Origin of the sequence: Nostoc sp. C052 (assembly GCF_013393905.1) — a bacterium.
Lineage (GTDB): Bacteria > Cyanobacteriota > Cyanobacteriia > Cyanobacteriales > Nostocaceae > Nostoc.
Map to the genome: position 1 here is coordinate 6,192,054 of NZ_CP040272.1, position 25,578 is coordinate 6,217,631.

Annotated in this window: 25 protein-coding genes and 1 pseudogene; 12 read left to right on the forward strand and 14 right to left on the reverse strand. The window is 41.6% G+C overall.

The genetic code is table 11. The features are described 5' to 3' along the window. Positions 1-32: 32 nt before the first annotated feature. Both FD723_RS25565 and FD723_RS25570 read left to right on the forward strand, forming a co-directional pair. Positions 33-2,192: a Tex family protein gene (locus tag FD723_RS25565; protein ID WP_179067866.1), complete on the forward strand. Its 2,160-nt coding sequence runs from the start codon at positions 33-35 to the stop codon at positions 2,190-2,192. 13 nt (positions 2,193-2,205) lie between these two features. Then, a complete protein-coding gene (locus FD723_RS25570) occupies positions 2,206-2,547 on the forward strand; it encodes a 2Fe-2S iron-sulfur cluster-binding protein (protein WP_179067867.1) in 342 nt (113 codons plus the stop codon). A 59-nt stretch (positions 2,548-2,606) separates the two neighbouring features. Here FD723_RS25570 and FD723_RS25575 read toward each other — a convergent pair whose 3' ends face one another. Then, positions 2,607-3,596, reverse strand: coding sequence for a hypothetical protein (locus FD723_RS25575; protein WP_179067868.1), 990 nt, complete (start codon positions 3,594-3,596; stop codon positions 2,607-2,609). 242 nt (positions 3,597-3,838) lie between these two features. Here FD723_RS25575 and FD723_RS25580 point away from each other — a divergent pair, with 242 nt between their 5' ends. Continuing rightward, entirely contained in the window at positions 3,839-4,237 is a 399-nt protein-coding gene (locus FD723_RS25580) for a phage holin family protein (protein WP_179067869.1), read from the forward strand. Between the two features lie 126 nt (positions 4,238-4,363). Beyond that, entirely contained in the window at positions 4,364-4,555 is a 192-nt protein-coding gene (locus FD723_RS25585; protein ID WP_179067870.1) for a YqaE/Pmp3 family membrane protein, read from the forward strand. 245 nt (positions 4,556-4,800) lie between these two features. On the opposite strand, the gene FD723_RS25590 is transcribed toward FD723_RS25585, so the two are convergent. Further along, positions 4,801-5,601: a histidine kinase gene (locus tag FD723_RS25590; RefSeq protein ID WP_179067871.1), complete on the reverse strand. Its 801-nt coding sequence runs from the start codon at positions 5,599-5,601 to the stop codon at positions 4,801-4,803. 191 nt (positions 5,602-5,792) lie between these two features. On the opposite strand from FD723_RS25590, the gene FD723_RS25595 reads away from it, so the two are divergent. The 5 genes from FD723_RS25595 to FD723_RS25615 all read left to right on the forward strand — a co-directional run bounded on the left by FD723_RS25595 (position 5,793) and on the right by FD723_RS25615 (position 12,667). Continuing rightward, positions 5,793-6,017, forward strand: coding sequence for a hypothetical protein (locus FD723_RS25595; protein ID WP_179067872.1), 225 nt, complete (start codon positions 5,793-5,795; stop codon positions 6,015-6,017). A 55-nt stretch (positions 6,018-6,072) separates the two neighbouring features. Beyond that, on the forward strand, positions 6,073-6,408 hold the full coding sequence (gene petJ / locus FD723_RS25600) for a cytochrome c6 PetJ (protein WP_179067873.1): 336 nt from the start codon (positions 6,073-6,075) through the stop codon (positions 6,406-6,408). A 203-nt stretch (positions 6,409-6,611) separates the two neighbouring features. Continuing rightward, on the forward strand, positions 6,612-7,631 hold the full coding sequence (locus FD723_RS25605) for an aldo/keto reductase (protein WP_179067874.1): 1,020 nt from the start codon (positions 6,612-6,614) through the stop codon (positions 7,629-7,631). Between the two features lie 58 nt (positions 7,632-7,689). Next, positions 7,690-12,108, forward strand: a complete 4,419-nt coding sequence (locus tag FD723_RS25610) for a tetratricopeptide repeat protein (RefSeq protein ID WP_179067875.1) — start codon at positions 7,690-7,692, stop codon at positions 12,106-12,108. 361 nt (positions 12,109-12,469) lie between these two features. After that, a complete protein-coding gene (locus FD723_RS25615) occupies positions 12,470-12,667 on the forward strand; it encodes a hypothetical protein (protein ID WP_179067876.1) in 198 nt (65 codons plus the stop codon). 796 nt (positions 12,668-13,463) lie between these two features. Here the strand turns inward: FD723_RS25615 and FD723_RS43050 are convergent. Beyond that, positions 13,464-13,625, reverse strand: a pseudogene (locus tag FD723_RS43050) (IS701 family transposase); the annotation flags it as partial. A gap of 420 nt (positions 13,626-14,045) precedes the next feature. Between FD723_RS43050 and FD723_RS25620 the strand changes: the two are divergent. Both FD723_RS25620 and FD723_RS25625 read left to right on the forward strand, forming a co-directional pair. Then, positions 14,046-14,309: a hypothetical protein gene (locus FD723_RS25620; RefSeq protein ID WP_179067877.1), complete on the forward strand. Its 264-nt coding sequence runs from the start codon at positions 14,046-14,048 to the stop codon at positions 14,307-14,309. Positions 14,310-14,433: 124 nt separating this feature from the next. Then, positions 14,434-15,063, forward strand: coding sequence for a Uma2 family endonuclease (locus tag FD723_RS25625; RefSeq protein WP_179069287.1), 630 nt, complete (start codon positions 14,434-14,436; stop codon positions 15,061-15,063). 101 nt (positions 15,064-15,164) lie between these two features. Here FD723_RS25625 and FD723_RS25630 read toward each other — a convergent pair whose 3' ends face one another. The 4 genes from FD723_RS25630 to FD723_RS25645 all read right to left on the reverse strand — a co-directional run bounded on the left by FD723_RS25630 (position 15,165) and on the right by FD723_RS25645 (position 18,004). Continuing rightward, positions 15,165-16,067, reverse strand: coding sequence for a glycine betaine ABC transporter substrate-binding protein (locus tag FD723_RS25630; protein ID WP_179067878.1), 903 nt, complete (start codon positions 16,065-16,067; stop codon positions 15,165-15,167). Further along, the gene (locus tag FD723_RS25635) at positions 16,067-16,699 is read right to left on the reverse strand and encodes an ABC transporter permease (RefSeq protein WP_179067879.1); all 633 of its coding nucleotides are present in this window, start codon (positions 16,697-16,699) and stop codon (positions 16,067-16,069) included. The genes FD723_RS25630 and FD723_RS25635 overlap by 1 nt, the downstream gene beginning before the upstream one ends. Further along, positions 16,696-17,454 (reverse strand): ATP-binding cassette domain-containing protein, encoded by a 759-nt coding sequence (locus tag FD723_RS25640; protein ID WP_179067880.1) that lies wholly within the window; start codon positions 17,452-17,454, stop codon positions 16,696-16,698. The genes FD723_RS25635 and FD723_RS25640 overlap by 4 nt, the downstream gene beginning before the upstream one ends. Before the next feature lie 184 nt (positions 17,455-17,638). Continuing rightward, positions 17,639-18,004 carry a hypothetical protein gene (locus tag FD723_RS25645; protein ID WP_179067881.1) on the reverse strand — a complete coding sequence of 122 codons (366 nt, stop codon included), beginning with the start codon at positions 18,002-18,004 and terminating at the stop codon, positions 17,639-17,641. Between the two features lie 164 nt (positions 18,005-18,168). Here FD723_RS25645 and FD723_RS25650 point away from each other — a divergent pair, with 164 nt between their 5' ends. Continuing rightward, entirely contained in the window at positions 18,169-18,612 is a 444-nt protein-coding gene (locus FD723_RS25650; protein WP_179067882.1) for a DUF4288 domain-containing protein, read from the forward strand. A 1-nt stretch (position 18,613) separates the two neighbouring features. On the opposite strand, the gene FD723_RS25655 is transcribed toward FD723_RS25650, so the two are convergent. From FD723_RS25655 to FD723_RS25685, 7 genes are all read right to left on the reverse strand, one after another. After that, complete coding sequence (locus FD723_RS25655; RefSeq protein ID WP_179067883.1) at positions 18,614-19,552, reverse strand: ABC transporter permease; 939 nt, start codon at positions 19,550-19,552, stop codon at positions 18,614-18,616. A 75-nt stretch (positions 19,553-19,627) separates the two neighbouring features. Next, the gene (locus tag FD723_RS25660; RefSeq protein WP_179067884.1) at positions 19,628-20,671 is read right to left on the reverse strand and encodes an ABC transporter permease; all 1,044 of its coding nucleotides are present in this window, start codon (positions 20,669-20,671) and stop codon (positions 19,628-19,630) included. A 180-nt stretch (positions 20,672-20,851) separates the two neighbouring features. After that, positions 20,852-21,478, reverse strand: a complete 627-nt coding sequence (locus FD723_RS25665; RefSeq protein ID WP_179067885.1) for a Uma2 family endonuclease — start codon at positions 21,476-21,478, stop codon at positions 20,852-20,854. Between the two features lie 75 nt (positions 21,479-21,553). Next, positions 21,554-23,020 carry an ABC transporter ATP-binding protein gene (locus tag FD723_RS25670; RefSeq protein ID WP_179067886.1) on the reverse strand — a complete coding sequence of 489 codons (1,467 nt, stop codon included), beginning with the start codon at positions 23,018-23,020 and terminating at the stop codon, positions 21,554-21,556. Between the two features lie 187 nt (positions 23,021-23,207). Further along, positions 23,208-24,266 (reverse strand): BMP family protein, encoded by a 1,059-nt coding sequence (locus FD723_RS25675; RefSeq protein WP_179067887.1) that lies wholly within the window; start codon positions 24,264-24,266, stop codon positions 23,208-23,210. Between the two features lie 176 nt (positions 24,267-24,442). Continuing rightward, on the reverse strand, positions 24,443-24,838 hold the full coding sequence (locus FD723_RS25680) for a hypothetical protein (protein ID WP_179067888.1): 396 nt from the start codon (positions 24,836-24,838) through the stop codon (positions 24,443-24,445). Positions 24,839-24,980: 142 nt separating this feature from the next. Next, complete coding sequence (locus tag FD723_RS25685) at positions 24,981-25,490, reverse strand: hypothetical protein (RefSeq protein ID WP_179067889.1); 510 nt, start codon at positions 25,488-25,490, stop codon at positions 24,981-24,983. Positions 25,491-25,578 lie beyond the last annotated feature (88 nt).

Here is a 25,578-nt window from a genome sequence, read left to right on the forward strand (position 1 = left end):
TTACATTTTCATTTTTTCATTTTAGACACCTAATGCTGAATATTCCTCAACTACTGGCAACTGAAATAAACCTCAAATCCCATCAGGTGCAAAACGCGCTGGAACTTTTGGCGGAGGGTGCAACAATTCCCTTTATTGCACGTTACCGTAAAGAGCGCACTGATGAGATGAATGAAGTGCAACTACGTGAACTGTCTGATCGCTATACTTACTTAACAGAACTGGAGGAACGAAAATCGGTAATTTTAAGTGCGATCGCTCAACAAGGTAAACTTACGGATGAACTCAAAGCCAAAATCTTACCCTGTTTACAAAAAACTGAACTTGAGGATTTATACTTACCCTATCGACCAAAACGACGCACCCGCGCCACTATCGCCAGAGAAAAAGGACTCGAACCACTGGCTGAGTTCATCAAATCTTTAAATGTCAAAAATGCTGCAACAGCTTCCTTGGAGGAAGCAGCGACTAAGTATATTTCGGAAACCAAGGGAGTCAAAACAGCAGAAGAAGCACTCAAAGGTGCTGCTGACATTTTAGCGGAAGAAATCGCCGAAAAAGCTGAGTTACGCGCATATATCCGCGATTATCTTTTAGAAGAAGGGGTATTTGTCTCCCGCATCAAAGATGATTATCCTGAAGGTACAACCAAATTTGAGATGTACCGTAACTATCAAATTAAGGTAAAAAATATTGCACCCCATAATATGCTGGCGTTGTGTCGGGGTGAAACTGAAAAAATATTAAGTTTTGAAATTGCTTTTGATGAAGATACGCTACTTTACTATCTTGAGTCGCAAGAAATTAAAACCAAAGTTCGGACAATCCGGGATTTTTATCAGGCGATGCTGAAGGATGCATTCAACCGTTTGATGAAAATCTCTCTTATGGGAGAGGTCATTTCTGAGAAGAAAGTTTATGCAGACATAGAATCCATCAAGACATTTGAAACTAATCTGCGAGAGTTGTTGCTGTCTGCACCAGCAGGGATGAAACCTACATTGGCAATAGACCCTGGATTTAGAACTGGGTGTAAGGTTGCAGTCCTCGACCAAACGGGAAAATTTTTGGAATATCAAGCGGTATTTCCCCACCAAGCGGCTGAACAGCGACTCAAAGCTGCACAAACTGTCAAAAATCTCATTGAAAAGTACAAAATTGAGTTAATTGCTATTGGTAACGGTACAGCATCCCGCGAGACAGAGGAATTTGTCACGCAAGTTTTAGAAACCATAGAACGCAAACCAGTTAAGGTAATGGTAAATGAATCTGGTGCATCTATATATTCTGCAAGTAGTGTAGCTTTAGAAGAGTTTCCCGATTTAGATATTACTGTGCGCGGTGCCATTAGTATCGGTCGCCGTTTACAAGACCCTTTGGCGGAACTGGTGAAAATTGATCCCAAATCTATTGGTGTGGGACAATATCAGCACGATGTCGATCAGAAGTTGTTGAAAAAGAAATTGGACGACACTGTAGAAAGTTGCGTCAACTACGTCGGCGTAGACTTAAACACCGCCTCCAAAGAACTGCTAACTTCCGTCTCTGGGATTACGGCAACAGTTGCCAATAATATTGTCGCCTATCGCAATCAGAATGGAGCCTTTAAAAATCGCCGACAATTGTTGAAAGTTCCGAAGTTGGGGCCGAAAGCCTTTGAACAAGCAGCCGGTTTTCTGCGGATTCGCGGCGGTGACAACCCATTAGATAATACAGCAGTGCATCCAGAGAGTTATTCTGTAGTAGAAGCGATCGCATCCGATCTAAATGTGCCATTAAATCAGGTGACACAAATAGCCGAAAAACTCAAAAAGACCAACCTGAAGAAATACGTTACTGATACCGTCGGCGAACCCACACTGCGCGACATTCTCAGCGAACTAGAAAAACCAGGTAGAGATCCTCGTGCTGAGTTTAAGTATGCCACCTTCAGAGAAGGAATTAAGGAAATTAGGGACTTAAAGGTGGGAATGGAATTAGAGGGAATCGTGACGAACGTCGCCAACTTCGGTGCTTTCGTCGATATCGGCGTACATCAAGATGGCTTAGTGCATATATCTCAACTTGCTGATAGATTTGTAGACGATCCCAACAAAATTGTCAAAGTGGGACAAGTAGTTAAAGTGCAGGTGTTAGAAATCAACGAGAAACTCAAGCGAATTAGTTTGTCGATGAAAGCAGTTAAACAATAATCATAAATAGCAGATGGCAGTTTATCAAGTTCGATTCATCAATCCTACACTTGGATTAGATCGCACCATTCCAGTACCAGACGATCAGTATATTCTGGATATGGCAGAAGATGCTCATATCCGCCTACCATCTGGGTGCAAACAAGGTGAATGCTCTGCGTGTATTGCTAAACTTATTAGTGGTGAAGTTAACCAAAGCGAGCAAAAATTTTTGCGTCCAAGTGAAATACAGGCTGGTTATGTTGTTACTTGTGTAACTTACCCTTTGTCTGATTGCACTTTAGAAACCCATCAAGAACAAGTCTTATATAAATCAGCACTGTATTATAAGCCTGAGTCGGGAAAATCTGATTAATTTTTGTCTTGTCAATCCTTTATCTGTCCCAACACTTCAGAGGATTCTACAACACTCCCCTATTGGCAGTTAACCCCTGTTAATTCCGCAAAAAACTCCTTTGCGGCACAAGACACTAACATTGGATCTTCAATCGGGGGATTCGTTTTTCCAACAATGTGAGCAGCAGTAACTTTTTTGAGAGTCCATTGAAAATCTTCTTTCTTCTTATTCGCAATGCTTTTTACTTGAGTGTAGAAATATTCGCCACGAGCCAAACGATTAGAACCTTGTTGTGCATCGCACTTATAGGTATCATGGTCATCCGATAAAGGTTTGTTATCTTTAGTGCCTAAAATAATTGTCATTGGTGTACTGAAAGTCGTTTTCAAGTCCACAGATGGCAGTTGCTCTCCGGTTTCTTTATGGAAACCACAGGGATAATCCCTATGCTGATCAGGTATTATATACGAACCAGCCTCGGCGGCGATCGCCTTTTTAATATGTGTATGGGGCATAAAGATGACCATTCGATGTACGAACTGTGCGCCAGCAGAGTGACCATAGAGATAGTAATTGGTGGTGCTGACTTTGGTGCTTCTTTTCACGAAGTCAAAAATATTTTCAATTTGAGTAAATGCCCATTGATTTCGAGGATTTAGAATCTTCAAATCTTCTGTAAACATGTTACCAAGATTATACCCTGTAGCTAATGGATAGCGCTTTTGCTTAAATTGGGGGGCAAGCAGGATAAAATTTGGATTGTCGCTGCCCTTGTGGTTGTAGATATTTCTCCAGTCATTTCTATAATCTTCAGCATTCCGTTGTTCGCCATGCATGGTGAATACCACTTTCGTATTTGCCTGTATTTGATTAGGTAGGTAGTAGTAAACAGGGATAGAGAAATTACCAGCTTCAACCTTGTAAAGAAAACAACCCTCTCCTTTTTTCAACATCCTGAAAGTACAACTATGATCTGAAAGTGTTGAGATTGACCCAAATGCCTTGACAAGATGAGCGAAATCAAAGCAGAGGAAAGCAATTGTAATAAAAGCAAGCAACCGTTTCATGAACCAAAACCTCTGAGATGGTAAACACAAAACCTGGATGTGTGTACACCGTAGCCTTTCCTTGTAGGGAAGGGCTGTTCTTGTTAGGTCTGTATTAGACTCAACAGAGAAGCGCTTTATCAATGAATGATAGACCTAATGGTAGAAAGAAATTCTATCTTGCAAGAGAGGTGAAAACCTAGCAGATAGTTAAAGATGATATAAGAAGTTGCAAAAAAATCTCTAGTTATTAGGTAGAAACGATGTTGACTCCATTTTTAACCGCCCTAGCTACAGCTTTAAGCCTGTTGATTGTTGATTTAGTTGTTCCAGGCGTTAACATTGCTAATTTTCCCGCAGCGTTGATTGCCGCCTTAGTAATTGGTCTAATTAACGGTTCAGTTAAACCAATCCTGTCTGCTCTTTCCCTACCACTTAATTTTCTCTCATTTGGAGCATTTTCGCTCATCGTCAACGGTTTATGTTTCTGGTTAGCAGCAGTATTAGTTCCTGGGTTCGCCGTTCGCGGAATCATTGGTTTCCTTCTCGGCCCAGTAATTTTAACCTTTGCTAACACTTTCATTAACAACTACTTTGTTGAAAGAAATCTTTTAACCAGCAGTGGTAGTGTAAAGAATCAAAGTGAGTTACCTTCGAGATAAGTTAGAAGGAGTAGAAACGCTAGTTAGCTCACGTTTCTTTAACTACATAAAATCTCCGAATCTGGATTTCCTAATTCGGCATCCTCAAATGAATGTAACTAAACAAAATCACAAAGTTGTAAAATCATGAAATTAGTTCGTTTTCTTCTAGGTCTGTTAGTTCCTCCTTTAGGCGTTTTCTTGACAGTTGGAGTTGGCCCAACTTTGATTATTAACATTTTGCTCACAGTTCTAGGTTGGCTTCCCGGTAGTATTCATGCAATTTGGGTTATAGCCAAGCATGACGAACAAGTTAACAGAGAAGGGCGTATTTACTAATACGCAATCAGAAGTTTCTTAATCGGTAGTTAAACCATAATTACCCATTTTCTAACCAGATTCCCGACTTCTTGAAGAAGTCGGGAATCTAATATTAACGTGAGGGTTTTTTGATTGAGCAAATTGGGTAGATATTATATGAGCAATCGAATTCACGTTAATATTATTGCAGTTTTTATTATTTAACAAAATAGGGTGAGAAATCTCCCACCCTATTTTTTAATTCAATTAAACATCCAAGCAGTCTATTTATGAATAGTCTCCCGTTCTTTATCAGCAGGTTCCTTATCTTTAAATAAGTCAGCTGCGGTTAAGAGTAACTCTCGCAACGTTTGTTTGATTTGGCGTTCTTTTCTGGCGAGAGATGTACCAGCTTCACCCAGTTTATCTTCTAACTGCGATCGCTTTTGTTCTACCTGTACTACTACAGACTCCGCTTGGGGGCGAGCTTTATCATACCAGTGTTTAGCTTCGTCTAGATAATCTTGAACTTCCATATTACGTCCGCCATAGCGTGCAGCCATATTAGCTCGGACAATGGCTAGTTGCGCTTGTAGTTGCGCGTAACGTTTCTTTAACAATCCGACTTCTTCACTATCTTTAATGGCATTGACAGCAGAATCAATAGCCGTTTTGGTACTAGCAGGTTTTTGCTTACCCTCTTCTTCAATCTCTGCCAAAATTACATCAACTTCTTGCTGGAGTTGTTCTTCTTCACCATCCAGTTGAGCCTGTAGCCGCTTGATATCTATCTGAGTTTTAGCAATATTTTCGTGTCTTTGGCTATTAATTCCTTCCAGCGCTCCTTCAATAGAAGCTGTCACTTCGTCTTTGAGTTCGCTACCTTTTTCTTGGAAGTTTTCAATGACAGCGGAAACCGCATCTCTAACAAGACTACGAAGTTCACTAGAACCTTGTTTAAACTCAGAAGAAACTTGAGAAACTGCGGATTTTACAATTTCTCGAATCCGCTCAGTTCTTAATTGTCCAGTTTCTTTCGCTTGTTGCAAGTCGGCTTGAATTTGTTGTTTGATATTGTTAGGCATTTTCAACTCGTAGAATTTAACTAATTGGGATAAAAGTTTCTAGAAATGTTCCTACACCCACATTATGGCGTAGCCTGATAGAGCTAGGCACTTCCTTTAGATAGAAAATTCCAGTCCCCAAGAGGTGACGTGTAGCATGTTGCCCATTTGTGAGATGATAAATATTTAGTGGTAGTAATTAGGAGTGGAATATGTGGCGAGTAAATATTACTTGTTCGGGTGATGCTTGGAAACTCTATGGTGTTGATTTTAAAGCGATCGCAGCGAAATATCAAGGTGAATTGATTGGTTCCAAAAAAATGCCAGATGGGACGCGTATCATGTCTTATAAAATTGAAGATGTTAGTGATGCAGAGTCCTTTCAAGAAGATTGTGCAAATTTTGCTGGATTTACAACTGACTTTGAATCCCTCTAGGATTAGTTCTGACACTTATGCCTGTAACTAGTATGTCCAAATCTGGAGAAGTTAATTGAAAAAATTACTTAAATTAGTATTAGTAACCTTTTTGTTATTAATCAGTACTTTTACTTTGCCTGCTAGTGCCGCAGACACAGTTAACGGGGAACAAATCTTTAGTGTTCATTGTGCTGGTTGTCATATCAACGGTAGCAACATAGTTAGGCGGGGTAAAAATCTCAAAAAGCAAGCTCTGAAAAAATATGGTATGGATTCAATCGAGGCAGTTACATCTATAGTTACCAATGGTAAAAATAATATGTCAGCCTACAAAGAGCGTCTCACTGAACAGCAAATTCAAGATGTTGCTGCTTACGTTCTCGAACAAGCTGAAAAAGGCTGGCGTTAGAAAGTTAGGAGTTATGAGTTCAAAATTAGGAGTTAAGAGTTAAGATTTAAGAGTTATTGATTATCGTTGTTATAAATGGTTCTTAAGAAGGCATAAAAGCTAAGAATGTTGTAATAAGATGCTTACAAACTCACAAATTATCCTAACTCCTAACTCCTAACTCCTCACTTCTCACTCCCAACTTCTCACTCCTAAACTTGAAAATGAATTTACCCGCAGCTAGCCGTCTCCAATTCACTCCCGATTTAAACATCTGCCGCATTTTAAATGGTATGTGGCAAGTATCTGGCGCACACGGAAAGATTAATCCCCAAGCTGCCATTGAGACTATGTTTCAATATTTAGATGCAGGCTTTACTACTTGGGATTTAGCAGATCATTATGGCCCCGCAGAAGATTTTATTGGTGAGTTTCGCTGTCAACTAATTGATACTCGTGGAAAAGATGCTTTATCTCAGGTACAAGCCTTTACAAAATGGGTACCTCGTCCAGGCAAAATGACGAAAAAACTCGTCGAGGACAATATTGATATTTCCCTGAGAAGAATGAATGTGCAATCGTTAGATTTGATGCAGTTTCATTGGTGGGAATATCAGGATAAAAATTATCTGGATGCCCTCAAATATATGGCAGAGCTTCAGACTGAGGGTAAAATTAAGCATCTAGGTTTAACTAATTTTGACACAGAAAACTTAAAGATTATTACCGAAGCAGGGATCAAAATCGTTTCTAACCAAGTGCAATTTTCCCTGATTGACCGCCGTCCTGAAGTTAATATGGTGGAGTTTTGTCAACAGCATGACATCAAGCTTTTTACTTACGGGACACTATGCGGCGGTTTGTTATCAGAAAACTATTTGGGGAAATCGGAACCGCGAGGATTTGATCTCTCTACTGCTAGTTTGAAAAAATATAAAAATATGATCGATGCTTGGGGTGGTTGGCGCTTATTTCAAGAATTGCTAGCTATCTTAAAGGAAATTGCTAATAAGCATGGGGTAAGCATTTCTAACGTGGCAGCACGTTACATTTTAGATCAGCCAACTGTGGCAGGTGTGATAGTTGGTGCCCGACTTGGGGTATCTGAACATATAGAAGATAACGCCAAAGTATTTAGTTTTAGTTTAGATGCAGACGATCGCGATCGCATCAGTGCAGTATCTCGCCAATCACGCGATTTGTACCAGCTTATCGGCGATTGCGGCGACGAATATCGGCGATAATTTCAGGAATTGGGTGATAATACGGTGAAGGTTACTGTGCAAACCACTGCTGTCAGCCATGCCCCTAAACTTCACCTTCGCCCTCAGTCAACAGCAAACTTTTGAACTGCGCTGTGATTATGGCTCACGTCGCCTAGATCAAACTGAGTTGGCAGCACTCATTGATTTGTGTGAGCAAAATTATTATGCTGAAGATGAAGATCGCCTACCATATCTCACCCAGTTGGGACGGCAACTTTATCAATGGCTGGATGGTAAAGAAGGATGGGTGAGAAGGGCGCTGGATGAGGCCGATGAGCAAACGATTCTTTTAGATTTGATTAAAACCAGCGAAGCGCAGGGGTTGAACCCAGAAACAGAAAGGGTAGCGCTGGGATTGGCACATTTACCCTGGGAATTGCTGCATGATGGTGCAGGGTTCTTACTGCAACGTCAAAATATTTCTGTCTTACCAGTGCGTTCTGTGCAGCAGCGTCAAACCCCATTAATTGGTGTGCAAAATCGCCCCTTGCGGTTGCTGTTCATGGCGACTTCTCCTGAAGGGATAAAACCAATTCTGAATTATGAGCGGGAAGAAGCGAACATTTTGCAAGCAACTGAAAATCAGCCCTTGGCGTTGATTGTTGAAGAAAGTGGCTCGGTTGCAGAGTTAAGCAATTTGGTGCAATCCTACCCAGAAGACTATTTTGATGTCTTTCACCTCACCGGACACGGGATAATTTACACCCACAAAGATTACGGCTATTTGCTGCCAAAAGGTACAGCATTACGAGACAATACACCTTGCTTCATCACTGAAGATGAAGTGGGGAATATCCAACTGACTACCGTCAAGAATTTAGCTGAAGCCTTTCGCGGCCGCTGGCCGCGTGTAACTTTTCTCTCTGGTTGTCATACGGGACAAGTTTCTAACAAGGGGACAGTACCCTCAATGGCGCAGGCATTGGTGAAAGCAGGGGCGGGTATAGTTTTAGGCTGGGCGCGTCCGGTGTTTGACCGCACGGGTATTGTAGCAGCACAGGCACTTTATGTAGCTTTAGCGACGGGAGCAACTGTTGAACAGGCTGTCAAAGATGCACAGCAGAAGATGATTGAGGAAATATGCACCGACTGGCATCTGTTGCGGATGTATCGAGATACGCGCCCCATTAACCAACTGGTGACACCACTAATCACAAAAAATCGGGAAAAGCTGAAGTTCGCAGCGCCAGAGCAAGAATTTCTCGATGAGAATAATCAAATTAAGGTTGCTAGTCGGTTTGAATTTGTCGGACGCAGGCGACCTTTGCAACGGTGTCTCAAGGCTTTGCGGGAAACCAACAACCAAATAGTCGGCGTGTTTATTGCCGGGATGGGTGGACTAGGTAAGAGTACCCTGGCGGCGCGGTTATGTACGCGGGTGCAGGCGCAGCATCCTAACTTTGCGCGAGTCGTGTTGATTGGCCCTCTGGATGAGCAAGGTTTGCTCAATAAACTTTCTCATAAATATCAGCGGTTTGCAGATGTGCCCGCACTTTTGAATAAACCAGAGGTGTCTCTAGAAGGGCGGTTGCAAAACTTTTTTGAAGAAATAGAAAAAATTGACCAACCGTTGCTGTTAGTATTGGATGATTTTGAGCAAAACATCCCCAAACCTAACATTAAAGATGGCTCACTGCGGATGACGACAGATGCTTACAAAATTTTAGGGGCGATTTGTGCAGCATTGGCAGAAACCGGGGCAGAAAGTCGGCTGATTGTCACCTGTCGCTATTTGAAAGCAGACACCTTGCCAGAAAATCATCGCCTGCACTTGGAATCTTTGGCAGGGATGAGTAGCAATGATATTGATAAAATCTGCTTTTCTTTAGATAAAAAAGTTAAGCAGCAGTTAAGAACTCAGAGGATTATTCACATTGCCGATGGTAATCCCCGGTTGCTGAAGTGGTTGTTAGAGGTGATTCAGCAACCAGGAATAGCGGCAGATGAATTACTGAATCGGCTAGAAGCGACTGAGCAGAAATTCCGCGAAGATATCTTGGCACAAGCTCTGCTGGCTGCTTTGGAACCGGAAGAACAAAAGTTTCTCGCACGGTTGAGTGTGTTTCACTTGCCCGTTACTGTTGAAATTATCAATGCCATTTGTCCCTCTGCCTCTTTTCTGCAAAAGCTTATCAGCCTGAGTCTAGTTGAGTCTGCTACCACTTACGCCAACCAATCAGCTAATTATCGGGTGACGACAATTTTAGAATCGTTGCTAGAAACAGTATTGAGTGAGGAAGAATGGCAAGCAACGCGACAGCAAGCGGTGAGGAAAATCCATCAAGCTTGGTGGGATGAATCTAAGCAAAAAACGGAAGTAGAAGGACTGGAAATTATACGTTTAGGACTACTGGCAAGAGAGCAAGAAATTGCTGTTAGCATTGGAGATAGTATTGCAAGCTGTTGGGCGAACAATTCCCGGTTTGTGGAAGCTTTAGAGTTATGTCAGCAAATCTTGGCAGTTTTTCAAGACTACCGCATCTTGGAAACAATCGCTCGTGCGGAAGAGGTTTTGGGTTTTGTGCAAGAGGCTGTTACCCATTATCAGCAAGCTTTAGACCTTTGCCCTGAAGATAAATTACGAAAAAAAGCCACTATCCTTAACAAGATGGCTGACATAATAACCCAACAAGAGGAAATCCCAAAAGTGATGGCACTGTGGGAGCAAGATTTAGAAATATGTGAGCAGATTGGGGGTGTCAAAGGTAAAGCCACTACTCTGAGCAATATGGCAGAGACATTAGCCCAACAAGGAGACATCCGACAAGCAATGATACTGTGGGAGCAAGATTTAGAAATATGTGAGCAGATTGGCGATGTCAAAGCTAAAGCCACTATCCTCAACAAGATGGTAAAGGTAAGCTTTCAACAAGGGGACATCCCAAAAGCAATGGCACTGCGGGAGCAAAACTTAAAAATATTTGAGCAGATTGGCTATGTCAAAGCTAAAGCCACTATCCTCAACAAGATGGTAAAGGTAAGCTTTCAACAAGGGGACATCCCAAAAGCGATCGCACTCTGGGAGCAATCCTTGGAAATATCTGAGCAGATTGGCGATGTCAAAGGTAAAGCCGCTACCCTCAACAACATGGCAGGGGTAATTGCCCAACAAGGGGACATCCCAAAAGCGATCGCACTTTGGGAACAATCCTTGGAACTAAAGGAACAGATTGGCGATGTCAAAGGTAAAGCCACTACTCTCAACAACATGGCACAGGTAATCGCCGACCAAAGGGACATACCGAGAGCGATCGCACTTTGGGAGCAATCCTTGGAAATATTTGAGCAGATTGGCGATGTCAAAGGTAAAGCCGCTACCCTCAACAACATGGCACAGGTATTCGCCCAACAAGGGGACATCCCAAAAGCGATCGCACTCTGGGAGCAATCCTTGGAAATAAAGGAGCAGATTGGCGATGTCAAAGGGAAAGCTGCTACCCTCAACAACATGGCACTGGTATTCGCCGACCAAGGGGACATCCCAAAAGCGATCGCACTCTGGGAGCAATCCTTGGAAATAAAGGAGCAGATTGGCGATGTCAAAGGTAAAGCTGCTACCCTCAACAACATGGCAGGGATATTCGCCCAACAAGGGGACATACCGAGAGCGATCGCACTCTGGGAGCAAGACTTGGAAATATCTGAGCAGATTGACGATGTCAAAGGTAAAGCCGCTACCCTCAACAACATAGCAGGGGTATTCGCCCAACAAGGGGATATACCGAAAGCGATCGCACTCTACGAGCAATCCTTGGAAATATCTGAGCAGATTGGCGATGTCAAAGGTAAAGCCACTACCCTCAACAACATGGCACAGGTAATCGCCGACCAAGGGGACATACCGAGAGCGATCGCACTCTACGAGCAATCCTTGGAAATATCTGAGCAGATTGGCGATGTCAAAGGTAAAGCCGCTACCCTCAACAACATGGCAGGGGTATTCGCCCAACAAGGGGACATACCGAGAGCGATCATACTTTTAGAGGAAGTTGTTTCCACACTTGCACAAATAAGTGCTTATAGTGATTTGGTAACAGTTCTGGGTAATTTAGGCGTAGCAGATGAAAGTAACGGTTTAGTTTACCTAGCTCAAGCAATCTGGTTGACGCTGAGAATTAAAGCACCTTTAGGAAAAACCATTAGACTTATCCGTGCTTTATATAATAGAGTTCCTCAAGGCGATGAACTAGAAGCTGTGCTAGGAGCAACGGCAATGTTCTTTTGCAGCCGCCGAGGTGAAGGTCATCCCCAGTTAGAGGAACTTCAGGAGGATAGTTTCAAAATTATATTAGGTGCGGCAAGTGCCCAAGGAATTGAAACACAGGAAGCTTTCGATACTTGGTTTACCCAGCAACTTGATCCAGAATATTTTCTCCCTCGACTCAATCAACGCCTAGAAGAAATAGTCGGCGATGGGTGGTTGTTTGACCGCAGTCAAGTTTCAATGGGCGGATAAGGGGAGATGGGAGCGATCGCGTTTTTGCTGTGTTGCTGAGTCTTTAATCTACAAAGCGCGATGTTTTCTCTGTGAGACGCTACCCGTAGCTTGCTTTTCTGTAAGAGTACGATGGGTTGTTGCAATACGGTTCGGATAAGCATTTTGAACTCAGAATAGGGTTTGGGAAAAAGAGAAAATGGTAAGGGTTAAAGGTTTTTTATTCCCCTTTCCCCTTTACCCTTTCCCCTTTAACCGAACCGTATTGTGGGTTGTTCGGTGACGCATTTCTTACCCACCGCTATCTGAAATTAAGTCTCAAGATAGTGTGTACCTCACCATAAAAAACTTAAGCTTGGCTTATAAGTTTGGGGAAATAGTGATGAATAAAGAAACAGTTCCTAATCAAGCTGAAAAGTCGAATCCAGAAAGTGAGGCATTACAATTAAGTCCAGAGCTACTCGACAAAATCAAACACCCTCGGAGAATCGACGATGTTATCCGGGAGCAATCACCAGAAGAACGTAAAAGTAACCCAGCTTTAGTACCAGAAATGATTGACGATTCAACTGATGATTGATTGGGTTTACGAAAGAATAATGGATCTGCACCTGGCGCAAGTCGAATTACCTCCCTTAATCCCCTCTTGGAAAGAAGGGAAAAGAAATCTAGTTCCCTCTCCTTGACAAGGCTACGGTGTACACACAAGTCTTAAAATTCCCCCTAGTACTTGGTTTCGTCATCGAGCAATAGGATTGTGCGATCGCTCCGAAAGCCTGTCTGCAACGAACGCGAGTGCGTCTCGTAGAGAGGAGGAACGACGAATGCAAGTGCGTGTCGTAGACAAGCAATCGGTTTAACTACGAGATTATGCGATTACTTCGCTTCGCTCGTAATGACAATTTATTGGGTCTAGAAAGCTTGAAACCCTTGCAGATACGACTTGTGTGTACACCGTAGCCAATACATACGGGGAGGGTTAGGGTGGGGTAAAACCCAGGTTAATCAGCTATTTCAAACTTGTGTGTACACCGTGGCCCCTTAGCAAAGGGAGGGGATTAAGGGGTGGGGTTTAGGGACTTACTTTTGCAAGAGACTCCATGAGCGGCGCTCACAAGGAACAATGAAAATATGATACATTTTGCTCAAGCAGTTGGAACAAAGGTCGGAAGGACAGTGGTGCTGCGAGCCTGAGCAAGAGACAGACCTAGATTTCCTGCGGCACAAGGAAATGTGACACTTCTCATAAGAGTGGGAAACACGCAAGGCAGAATCATTTTTGAAAGGACATCTGACCAGCTGTGACAATATCAATGGAGGTGAAATATGGAAGTCACCTATATTCATTGTGCGGGATTAGATGTCCACAAAAAAACAGCTATTTCTGGTAAATATTTCCTTTTTATTTCTGATATCATTCCCAAATGTAAATCTCGGAAATTTTCAAAACTCCTGACTTCTAGAAAGATGTTTCTGTAGATTGCACAATATTCATCCACAAATTTGATGCTGGGTTTGGGGCTTCTTGGCTGTGTTATCGTCCCCTCCTGGCTTTCAGCCCTTCTTTCTTTTGTTACTCTTCCCAGAGTAACAAAAGAAAGTTATTATCTGTTGTGAGAAATACATCAGCCTGACTTCTTTCGGCACAGGCGATATGGGTGGCATCAGATTAAGAGCCTCAGTCAAAACAGTAGTTATTGTTACACACGATCGCAAAAAACGCGGATAACATTAGAAAAATCTCACCGAATAAAGAAGGTGTGGCGAAGCTGTTTATCTTGATGTACTACTAGCAGCAGTCTTCCAAGGTATGACTTTTTAAGCAATTATCCCTTACAGGATAAAACTTAATTACATTTTGTCTAAAGTATTAGGCAAAAAATTACCCCACAAGGGTGAGAATCTTCTTGACAAAAGTCTGTTATCATGCTTACTAGCAAAAAGTAAAGGAGTTTGCAATGCATCGACAAATGTGCTGGTTATCTAAGTCTAGTGGCGACGGAGAAAAAATTTTGTATTTGCAGGCAGAACCCAATCAACCTTGGCGTCCCTACACAGCTTTTGGACACTTGGCAGTCCCAGATTATAAGATACAAGGTGGTTCTCAAGGTTGGGCAACTTATCAAAAACTGATCAAAGCAGGCTGGACACTAGTACCTAGCGCACGGGCAAACGAGTTTGGTACCAGCAGCTACGCAGAGTCAACAATTCAAAATCAATAAGAGCATTAGGCAGTAGTTATTGTCCTCATCTTCTTTACTGCCTCATCTCTTCATTGAATTCATGAATCTGGCGATCGCTCATCTTCCATGTAAAAATGCGGGTAATATCTACAATGTGGCTAATATGGATACCGTAATTACACCACAAAAAATTGAGTTACCACCTGGCGCGGTGTTGAAACTTTTGGGAAACTGGCAAGACTATCAAGTATTGAGTCAGCAACTAGGCGATCGCTCCTCGCCTCGCATAAAATATCGCCTGGGAGAAATTTTACTGATGGCACCGCTACCAGAGCATGGAAGAGATGCGAGTTTGCTGGCATTGATAGTAATAGCTATACTTGACCACTTAAACCGCATATACGAGTCATTTACGCCCATTACCATGAGTTTGCCAGAAATTAGTGGTATTGAGCCAGACTTTTGCTTTTACATTGAAAATTGCAGAGCCGTAGTAGGCAAAAAAAGGATTGATTGGGAGTCAGATCCACCACCAGATTTAGCAATTGAAATAGATGTCACAAGCTACACCGACATTAACGATTTTTTGCCATATCGAGTGCCAGAAGTTTGGATATTAAAGAGTAATCGGTTATTAATTTATCGATTGCAGGGAGAAAGTTATGTGCTTACAGAAAGCAGCTACTTTCCTAACGTCAGAGAACTTGTGCAGCAATGTCTCCAAATGGCCAATGAGCAAACAACAAGTGAAGTCATTAGGTGGTTAAAGAACTTTTTGCGTGGACAACAGTAGTTAAGAAAAATTGTAGGTTGGGTGAAGCAAAGCGCAACCCAACAAAGCCATGCACGCAGATGCTTCGGTGCGTTACGCTAACCTTTAATTACAATTACGAATTATTTTAATCCCTTCAATTTGCGAAACTCTTGGACAACATCTTTAACATCCCGTAATTCCCCCTCAACTAAATAGTTTAACTGCCGCATTTCATCTGCTGAAATCTTTCCAGCTAGGGAAGCGATCGCTGTTTTTAATTCAGGATACTTTTTTAATATTTCTTGTCGAACAATTGGCACAGTTTCGTAAGGTGGAAAATAATGTTTATCATCTTTGAGTACAACTAAACCCAAGCGAGAAATCTGTCCGTCAGTGGAATTACCCGCTACCATATCCACTTGTTTTTGAATCAAAGCGCGATATATTAAACCCAAGTCCATAATTTGGGGAGATTTAGCAAAACGTAAATTGTAAGTTTTAGCTAATCCTGGAAAACCATCTTCCCGTTCTAAAAACTCGTAGCCGAAACCGCCACGCCACTGTGGTGTATATTGAGTAGCTTCCGAGAGAGTTTGAATGTTGTAGCGTTTGGCATCCTCACCCCGAACAATCATCGCAAAAGTATTTTCAAAACCCAAGCTTGGCATTACCTCCAGCTTAAATTGCTGAGAGTATGCTTGTTTTAATCTTTCATAAACTTCTTTCGGATCGTTAACTGTCTTCTGCTTTAAAATTGCAGTAAAAGCTGTGCCTGTATACTCAATATAAGCATCAATTTTACCAGCAGTAATCGCGCTATGACAAACAAATGAACCACCCAAACGAGGGCGACGAGCTACTTTTAAATTAGTTGTCGCCTCGATTTGCTGTGCTAATAGTTCACCTAAAATATCTTGTTCGGTAAAATCTTTGGAAGCAACAATTATATTACCACCGTTATTACTATTTACATTTGGTGTGCAGCTAGTGATTAGCAGTAACAAAGTAAAAGTTAAACAGCAAAGTGTGAAAAATCTTTTCATTAATTTTTAATTTTTAATTTATTCTCCAACCAGCCAATTGCAAAGTCAGCCAGTAATGCAATTACTGCCGCCGGAACTGCACCAGCTAAAATTAACTGATCGTTAACTACAGATATGCCACGAAAAATAAATACTCCCAAACCACCAGCACCAATCGCTGCTGCAATAGTTGCAATACCTATGGCAATTACTGTTGCTACTCGCACTCCTGCCAAAATTATTCCCATTGCCAAGGGAATTTCAACTTGTAATAACAATTGTCTATCTGTCATCCCCATGCCTCTGCCAGCTTCTCGAATCGCTGGATCGACGCTAGTAATACCTGTGTAAGTGTTACGAATTATCGGCAGCAAGGAATATACAGTCAGGGCAACAATTGCTGGTACTGCGCCAATTCCGCCAATTATGGGAACAGGAATGAGTAAACCAAAAAGTGCCAAACTAGGAATAGTTTGGAGAACATTTGCTATGCCGAGAATTGGTTGGCGGAGATAAGTTTTGCGTGTAATTAAAATACCTAAGGGAATGCCTATAAGTATGGCAATTCCGATAGCGATTCCTACTAAAAATAGATGTTCGAGAGTATGCTGAAGAATTTCTGGGGCATACTTAACCAGGAAGAAATTTTTCATAAAGTATCTTGCAGGGAATGCAGACATTGGAGAAAGGCGAGACTTTCTGGATGTTGCGATCGCATAAATTCATCTGTCGTCCCCAATACTACCAATTCTCCGCCATACATTAAACCAATTCTGGATGCCAAAACTAAGGCTTCTTGAATATCATGGGTGACGAAAACAACTGTCTTGCCTAATTCTTGCTGCAAATGCCGAAACTCTTGTTGAAGTTCTAGCCGCGTAATCGGATCGAGTGCCCCAAAAGGTTCATCCATCAGCAACACTGGCGGATCTGCTGCTAAAGCCCTGGCTACACCGACTCTTTGCCTTTGTCCTCCCGAAAGTTCGTGCGGGTAACGTCCGGCGAATTGTGCTGGTTCTAAGCCTACTAATTGCAACAATTCATAAACCCGCGTTTTAATTTGTTTTGGTTGCCAACCTTCTAAAGAAGGAACTAAACCCACATTGCGTTCTACAGTGAAATGAGGAAATAAACCAATTTCTTGAATGACGTAACCAATTTTTCGCCGTAGTTTAATTTCATCCCATTGAGTTGTGGGAATGCCATCAAATAAAACTTCGCCTTGTGTGGGTATAAATAGGCGATTAATTAACTTCATTGTCGTGGTTTTGCCGCTACCACTGCGCCCAAGTAATACCAGTGCTTCTCCTTGACGGATGGTGAAGTTGAGATTTGACACCAATGGGCGATGATTGCGGCTAAAAGTGACATCGCGGAATTCGACGGCGGTTTGGTTATTTTGCGGCATGAGTGGCTTTTGGTGGATGCTAGCTATTGTATTATGTGCTGATTTTGCTAGCGTGCTAATCCCTCATTTGCCGTAGCGTAGTATTAAACACTATATGGTGCATTAGACCAAAAGCTCACATACCGCAATAAATTAGGATTTAGGCATAAAGATTCTTAGGAAAAATTGAGTGTGAAGCTTACTATTAACGCTGCCAATCATACATTAATCGTCCATGACGATCGCGTACAAGTTCCCATTCTCCATAACGATATCGTTGTCCGTGATAATCTATAGAGCGATAGCGTCGTCTGTAATAATGTTGTCGATTTCGCTGGCGTTGGTAATAATATCTTCCAGTTCGTTGCCGTCTATGATAACGTCGTCGAGTTCGTCTGCGAGCTAACAAAAACTCTTCACTTTGCTCTCCAACTAATTTTGTCTGTGCGTCAATACTCTGTTGATTGAGAACATTATTTAGAGTATTATCCTTAGCCTCAGCTAAAACAGGTGGATAAGTGAAGGTTAATAGCAGGAACACAATTGAGGATAGCTTTTGGAAACGGTTCACGTCTTTGCTTTTCCTAAATATTGGTAATCTTTTTATTTAATACTTAAGTTGAGCAATGATATAGTTCAGAGTTCACAAACTTGCTGATCGCAAATGTAATGAAAGTACTTAATGCTAATCCTCAGTGATACCATGAGTGATAGAAAATTTTGGTTTTATAAACAATGGCATACATTCCCAAAAACGCAACGTGGTATATTGCTGAATTGGTGATCGAGTGTAACGTTGAGGGAAATCCACACAATGTTATTCATGTAAATATTGTTCTTGTCCGCGCTTCTTCACCAGAAGAAGCTTTTGAGAAAGCCGAAGAACTTGGTTATGAGAGTAACGACACATATCTCAATCCCAAAAATCAAACTGTAACTTTTACTTACAGAGGCTTACGGGATCTCAATGTTATTCATGATGAATTAGAACATGGTGCTGAACTGATGTTTGAGGAAAAAATTGGTATCTGTGAAAGCAAGTTACAACAAATGTTGACTCCAAAATCTCAGTTAGCTATTTTTCGTCCGTTAGAACCAATAGATCCATCAAAGCCAGACTATAGCAGTAAAGAAATTATGAATGAAGTAGCAAAAAGAATGGGTGGCGACGTGGGTTAAATTAATCTGAGTGGCGATCGCCTCCAAAGTAAGGAGTACCTAAAGCTTTTGGGGGTGTAGATTTCCCCAACTTACCGACTAATGCCAATAATGCGATCGCATAAGGTAGCATGACTAAAAATTGGTAAGGTATATTTACCCCTAATGCCTGAATTCGCAGTTGTAAAGCTTCTGTAGCCCCAAATAGCAAACAAGCTAAAGCACTACCTATGGGATGCCATCTGCCAAAAATTAATGCTGCGATCGCAATAAATCCTTTACCAGCACTCATCCCTTCGGCAAAAAATCTTACCTGTACCAATGTTAAATAAGCACCTCCTAAACTCGCAAGGCAGCCACTAATCACCACTGCGATATAACGGACAAATGCTACTGAAATTCCAGCCGTGTCAGCAGCTTTCGGAGATTCACCCACTGCCCGCAATGTCAACCCAAAGCTAGTTTTAAATAAAAGGTATGTAGTTAAAATAACTATGACAAATAATAAATATACTAAAAAATCTGACTGAAATAGTAGCGGCCCGATTAGGGGAATATTGGTTAAACCAGGAATCATAATTGTCCCAATTCCAGGTAATTGCTGTGTACTACTACCACTAAACACCAACCGGGCTAAAAACGATGTTAATCCAGCTGCGACGAGATTAATTGCTAGCCCAGATACCAATTGATCGACACGCAAAGTTACACACAAAACAGCATGGAGTAGTCCGATTAATCCACCTGCAATTAAGGAAGCGAGGATACCAAGCCAGGGATTACCTGTGTAGAAAGTGGCAGCAGCGCTAGTAAAAGCACCTGTAAGTAACATTCCTTCTAAGGCGATATTTAACACCCCCGAACGTTCCGAGTACAATCCTCCAAGGGCTGCAAATGCTAAGGAGACGGTTAGACGTAAGGTAGCTGTTAAGTAATCGGAGAAGAAGTTGAGATTATTCATAAACCCTTTTTTAAACGCAGAGGTTCGCAGAGGGAAGCGCAAAGTATCGCAGAGTTTTCTTTGTGTTCCTCTGCGTTAAACCTTCGCGCCCCTTTGCGTTATTTCTCTTTCCACTGCGAGACTGATAGCAATAAATAACACCATAAACCCTTGAATCGCGTAAACTACTGTTACTGGCACACCTGCACTACGCTGCATCACATTTGCACCACTGCGAAGCGCTGCAAAAAACAAAGAAGTTAAGACTACACCGATAACACTACCACGACTTAAAAAAGCGATCGCAATGGCATCAAATCCATAACCTGGGGAAACTTGTTCAAATAGCCGATATTTCAACCCCATCACCTCACAACTTCCAGCTAACCCAGCTAAACCACCCGCAGCAGCCATCACCAGCATAATGGTACGTTCAACAGATATGTGGGCATAACGGGCAGCAATGGGGTTAAATCCGACTGCTGTAATTTGATAACCTAGAGGCGATCGCACTAACAATATCCATAAAATACCTGCGGCAATTAAACCGAATAAAATCCCAGCATGGGCGAGGCTTTGCGGTAATATAATCGGCAAACGGGATGTTTTAGCAATTAATGGCGAATAAGGACTAGGCGCACCTATTGCCATTAATGGATTTTGGACGAGGTAGCTAACTAAATTGACGGCGATATAGTTGAACAATAATGTAGTAATTACCTCATTTACTCCGCGCATGGCTTTGAGATAACCAGGAATCCAACCCCAAACTGCACCAAAGAAAAATCCTGCCAAAAGTGCTAGAGGGATATGAATCACCGCAGGTAATCCTTGCACGTATAGCCCAATTAAAGTACTTCCCAACGCACCCAGATAAATTTGTCCTTCTCCACCGATATTAAATTGCCCAGCCCGCAACGCCACTAACACGCCTAAACTAGCGAACAATAGCGGTGTCATTTTGGTGAGTGTGTTACCAAATCCAAAGTAGGTAGAAAGAGATTCTTGAAATAAGATGCTGTATGCAGTGATGGGATTTGCCCCAGCAATTAGCATGAGGATAGCACCGACGATGAGAGCGGAGGCGATCGCAATGAGCGGTGATAGTAGGGGTAGCAATCGATTAATTAGTGTCAGCACGAGTCTAACCTAATAGAACGCTTGCACTGAGGCATAACTGGGAACATAGAAAATCGCATTTTGAAACTTCCCTAAAGCGATCGCCTTCTCTGCATTTCTCAATGTTATAAATGTAAGTTCTGAAGCCAGGCAACTTAATCAAATATGGCTTGCCATCTCTAAAATTAATTTAAGTCAACTTTATGTAGTAGTGTTTCCAGCTTGAAAAATCTGCTCGGCGGTTAAATTCAATTCCGGGAAAGTAGGTGAGATAATGCGATCGCTCCCACGGAACTGTCTGACTTGGTATTCGCCCTCAACTAGTGAATAAATCGATATTGTAGGCTCTTTGGAATTGCCAATGAACGATTTGCCTGCCAGAGCTAGGTAATCTACAATCCAATACTCTAGAATACCAACTTCTTCATACATACCACGTTTAGTGTAATAGTCAGTACGCCAATTGGTACTAACTACCTCAATCACCAAAGGAATTGATGCTGCCTGAGTAACAGTAGATTCCTTTTTCCACAAAGGTTCATTTACCAGATTGGAGCGATTGATTATTAATACATCTGGAGAATAACCGGATTCATTTTCAGGTGGTTTTACGAGTGCTGTTTTTGGTATGAAGTAAGGAAGTTTAAGCCGATCGTATTCGATTGGAATTTTTGTAGCTAAAAATCCTGTGATCTCTTCATGATCGCCTAATGGTTGTGTCATTTCTACAATTACTCCATCATGCAGTTCATATCGCCCCCCGTCAGGTTTCCACTGTACAAATTCTTTAAAGGTTACTAGCTTGGTTTTAGGTAAAGCTTGAGTCATAGAGTCACCTTTATGAATTTTTTCTGTTTTTATTGTTAATTGTCTACTGATTTAGATTTTCGTTTAGTAAATTTATCAAGAAAATCCCCCAGCCATCAACAAACCAATTTCTTCTACCTTCGCCGTGGCTGCATCCAAAATAGCCACAAACTCACCTCTGTAGATTACAGCAATGCGATCGCTCATTGCCATCACTTCTTCTAACTCAGTAGAAATATACAAAATTGCGGCACCGCGATCGCGTTCTGTTAATATTCGAGACTGGACGGCTAATGTCGCGCCTACATCTAACCCCCTTGTAGGTTGCATAGCGATAATTAAAGCTGGTGTTTGCGCCAGTTCTCGCGCTAACACCACTTTTTGTTGATTACCTCCCGAAAGCTGACTTACCTTGATATCAATCCCATTGGCCCGAATGTCAAACTCTTGCATTGCAGCTTGGGCACGATTAGCGATCGCTTCTTGTTGTAACAAAAAACGGCGACAAAATGGTAGATATTTAAAAGCTTTTAAAATCAAATTTTGGGCGATGCTAAATTGCAACACCAATCCCATTGTCTGCCTATCTTCTGGGATGTAGCCCACTGAGGAATGCTTGGGCGTAAAATCAATTTTACCCTGCTTAATAGTCCGCACAAGAGCGATGGCATCAGCTAATTCTCGCTGTCCATTGCCATCGACACCAGCAATTCCTAAAATTTCTCCTGCCCGCAGTTCAAAAGATACATTCTTTACAGCAAGAATATTTCTTTCGTCAGCAACTTGCAAATTTTGCACCGACAGAATGATTTCTCCTGGTAACGTCGGACTTTTATTTAACTGCAAAGCTACTTCTCGTCCTACCATTAATGTTGCTAACTGCTGAGGTGTCGCCGCTTCAGTTGATGTTGTTCCTACTACCTTTCCCTGGCGCAAAACTGTGACGGAATCACAGAGATGCATTACTTCTTTTAATTTATGACTGATAAAAATTATTGTGTTACCTGCTGCTGCCAATTGTCGCAAGATAGCAATTAATGATTCTACTTCTGGCGGTGTCAAAACTGCTGTAGGTTCATCAAGAATCAACAACTTTGCTCGACGGTAGAGAACTTTGAGAATTTCTACCCGTTGTTGTGCCCCAACAGATAAATTTTCAACTTTAGCAGTGGGGTCAATTTTTAATCCATAAGCTTGGGATAAGGCGGCGATTTCTTGCTGTTTATCTTCTAGATTTAGCCGCCAAGTTTTCTCCATCCCTAAGATGATATTTTCTGTGACAGTAAGTTTTGGCACAAGCATAAAATGTTGGTGAATCATGCCAATACCTAATTTAATTGCTTCATTTGGTGAGGTGATTTTTATTGGTTTTTCTTGGAGATAAATCTCACCAGCATCAGGTTGATAGAGTCCACTAATGATATTCATTAAAGTACTCTTACCTGCGCCATTTTCGCCTAGTATTGCATGAATGCTTCCAGATGCGACAGAGAGATTGATATTGTCGTTAGCGATAAAAGACCCAAAGCGTTTGGTAATATTGTTTAAGCGTAAATAGTTCATATTCACAAAACTGATAGCTCGTTGAGGACTGTAGGATACCTCTTGCAAAAATCCCTAACCCCTTGCCTTACCTCCATTGTAGAGACGCGATTCATCGCGTCTAAAATACCGGCCCATTAGACAGATGCGATAAATCGCCGTCTCTACAAAGACAATTATTCCTGTTTTTTAATCTAGTTTGCTAAACCTATGTTGTTGCTTTCTTCAAGCAGCGCGTATCCTTACCAGCCTCTTTGCAGTCTTCAAAAACGATTTTTTTATTAACAATCTCTTGCTTTGCATTCAATACCTTTTGTTTTACTGCTTCCGGTATGACAGTTCCAAATTTTCCTAAAAATAAGATATCTGTTCTTTCTAGGCCGATTGTATATATTTGTCCTTTGATTTGTTTTTGTTTAGCTAATTCTGCTAGGTAAGCAATGGCTAAATCTAAGCGTTTGACAGCGCTGGTTAAAACAGCTTTTGGTGCAACATCTAATTGATCCTTGGTGTTGCCAAAAGCGTATACTCCTTTTTCACCTGCTGTTTGTAAAACTGCGGCTGAAGCATTATCTAACCATTGATAGATGACATCAGCACCAGAAGAAATTAATGCCAGAGTCGCTTCTTTAGCTTTGGAAACATCATTCCAATCACCTGTAAAAGTAGAGGTAATTTGGATATTTGGTTTAACAGACTTTGCTCCTAATTCAAATCCCCGCAGTTCTCCCTCGGTAGCGGGAAATTTCTCGCCGGCAATATAAGCTAATTTATTAGATTTAGTAATAGAAGCACCGATAATGCCACACAAATAACTAGCTTGTAAGTGATCTATTCGTAAAGAAGCAATATTCTCAGCCTTGAGATTACCATTTACTCCGACAAAAAATGTGTTGGGGAACTGTGAAGCGACTTGTTCAATTGCGGCATCAAATTGTCCGCCATGCGCGAAGATGAGATTGTAACCTTTACGAGCAAAATCTGTTAATACTTCCGTTTGATCTGCTTGTGCTACTTTTTCGACATAGGCGGTTTTTGCACCTAGCTTTTGTTTTGCTAGATTGATTCCTTCATAACCAGATTGATTCCAGCCTTTATCGGTAATCGTACCAGGGAGAGCGATCGCTATTTTAAACCCTTCAGCACCACCCGTTGTTGTCGCTGTTGGTGTCGTCGGCTTATTACTGCAAGCTTGCAGCAGTAAGCTGGTACTAAACCCTGCTGAACCAAGCAAGATAAATTCACGCCGACTAAAGTTTGTTGTCATACCTCGCCTTTAGATAAATAACTATTTGAGTTATTTCAACACTCTAAAGTCGTAGGTGGTACTTTGGAAACAATTTTTTCCGGATTTCTCAAAGACGCGATAAATCGCCGTCTCTACAATAATCAGTCTTTTGTAAAAACGGCGATTCATCACGTCTATATGCCTTATCCTGCATTTTATGCAGTTTTAGCATTCTCATCTGATGCTTGTTCTGCAACATTTTTCAAGCGGCTCGACCTGATTTTACGGATGCGATCGCTATAGCGAACACCACCCGCCATTTCATATTCGCGGCTATCTTTGCCATACTTGATTGCAACCACCATCAGCATTTTCTCAGAAAGCTGACTCAAATTTTTTTCCATCTCTTCAATTTCAGTTTTAGAAGAGTCAACTACAGACAGAGCAGTATTATAAACATCAATTTTACTGCGTAACAGGTCGATTGACTCAACTAATTTTTCTAGACTATAATCTTCATCAAATTTGACACTTGGAACAATCGATTTCAGTCCAGCCGATCTTAACTGAGCTTTTTCTAAAACACGGGATGTGCGTTTTTTACGAGACATAAAACTACTCCTTTAAAATTCTTATAGAGCTAGCTTGCCTCAATTAAACTGCATTCTGGTTCAGCAAAACTCGCAGTTTTTGTAATAAATTTTTCAAGTTCTAGCAGTAAAATTTCGGAATTTTATTGCTAGATATTGGTATTTATATAGATAATTGTCTAAGCTTCATCAAAACTTTAAGGGACACTGCTCCCGTAAGTTCTGTAGTTACTCCCGTAAGTTCTGTAGTTGCTCCTACAAGTTCTGTAGTTGCTCCCGTAAGTTCTGTAGTTGCTCCCATAAGTTCTGTAGTTGCTCCCATAAGTTCTGTAGTTGCTCCCATAAGTTTTGTAGCTACTCCCATAAGTTCTGTAGCTACTCCCATAAGTTCTGTAGCTACTCCCATAAGTTCTGTAGCTGCTCCCATAAGTTCTGTAGCTGCTCCCACAAGTTGGGGAGTGCGTAGGCAAAAATCTTGTAAGCGATCGCTTAGTATTCTGTAGAAAAGACTGATGCGATCGCAGTTTGTAGAAGAGCGATCGCTCATTGACAGTGTAGACAATTTCTGTGATGATTTTATGACTAATTGCGATCGGCCACTCATGGACAGCAGAGAGAGTTTGTAAATTCGATACCTGCTTGATGGTTGAGTAGCTGTAAAAGGCGATCGCACTTCGCTTAAAACTATAGATCCTGCATCCCCTTATACCAATTGACCAAAATCAGGCTACAGATGCAAGTTAAATCTAACTCTCTTAAAT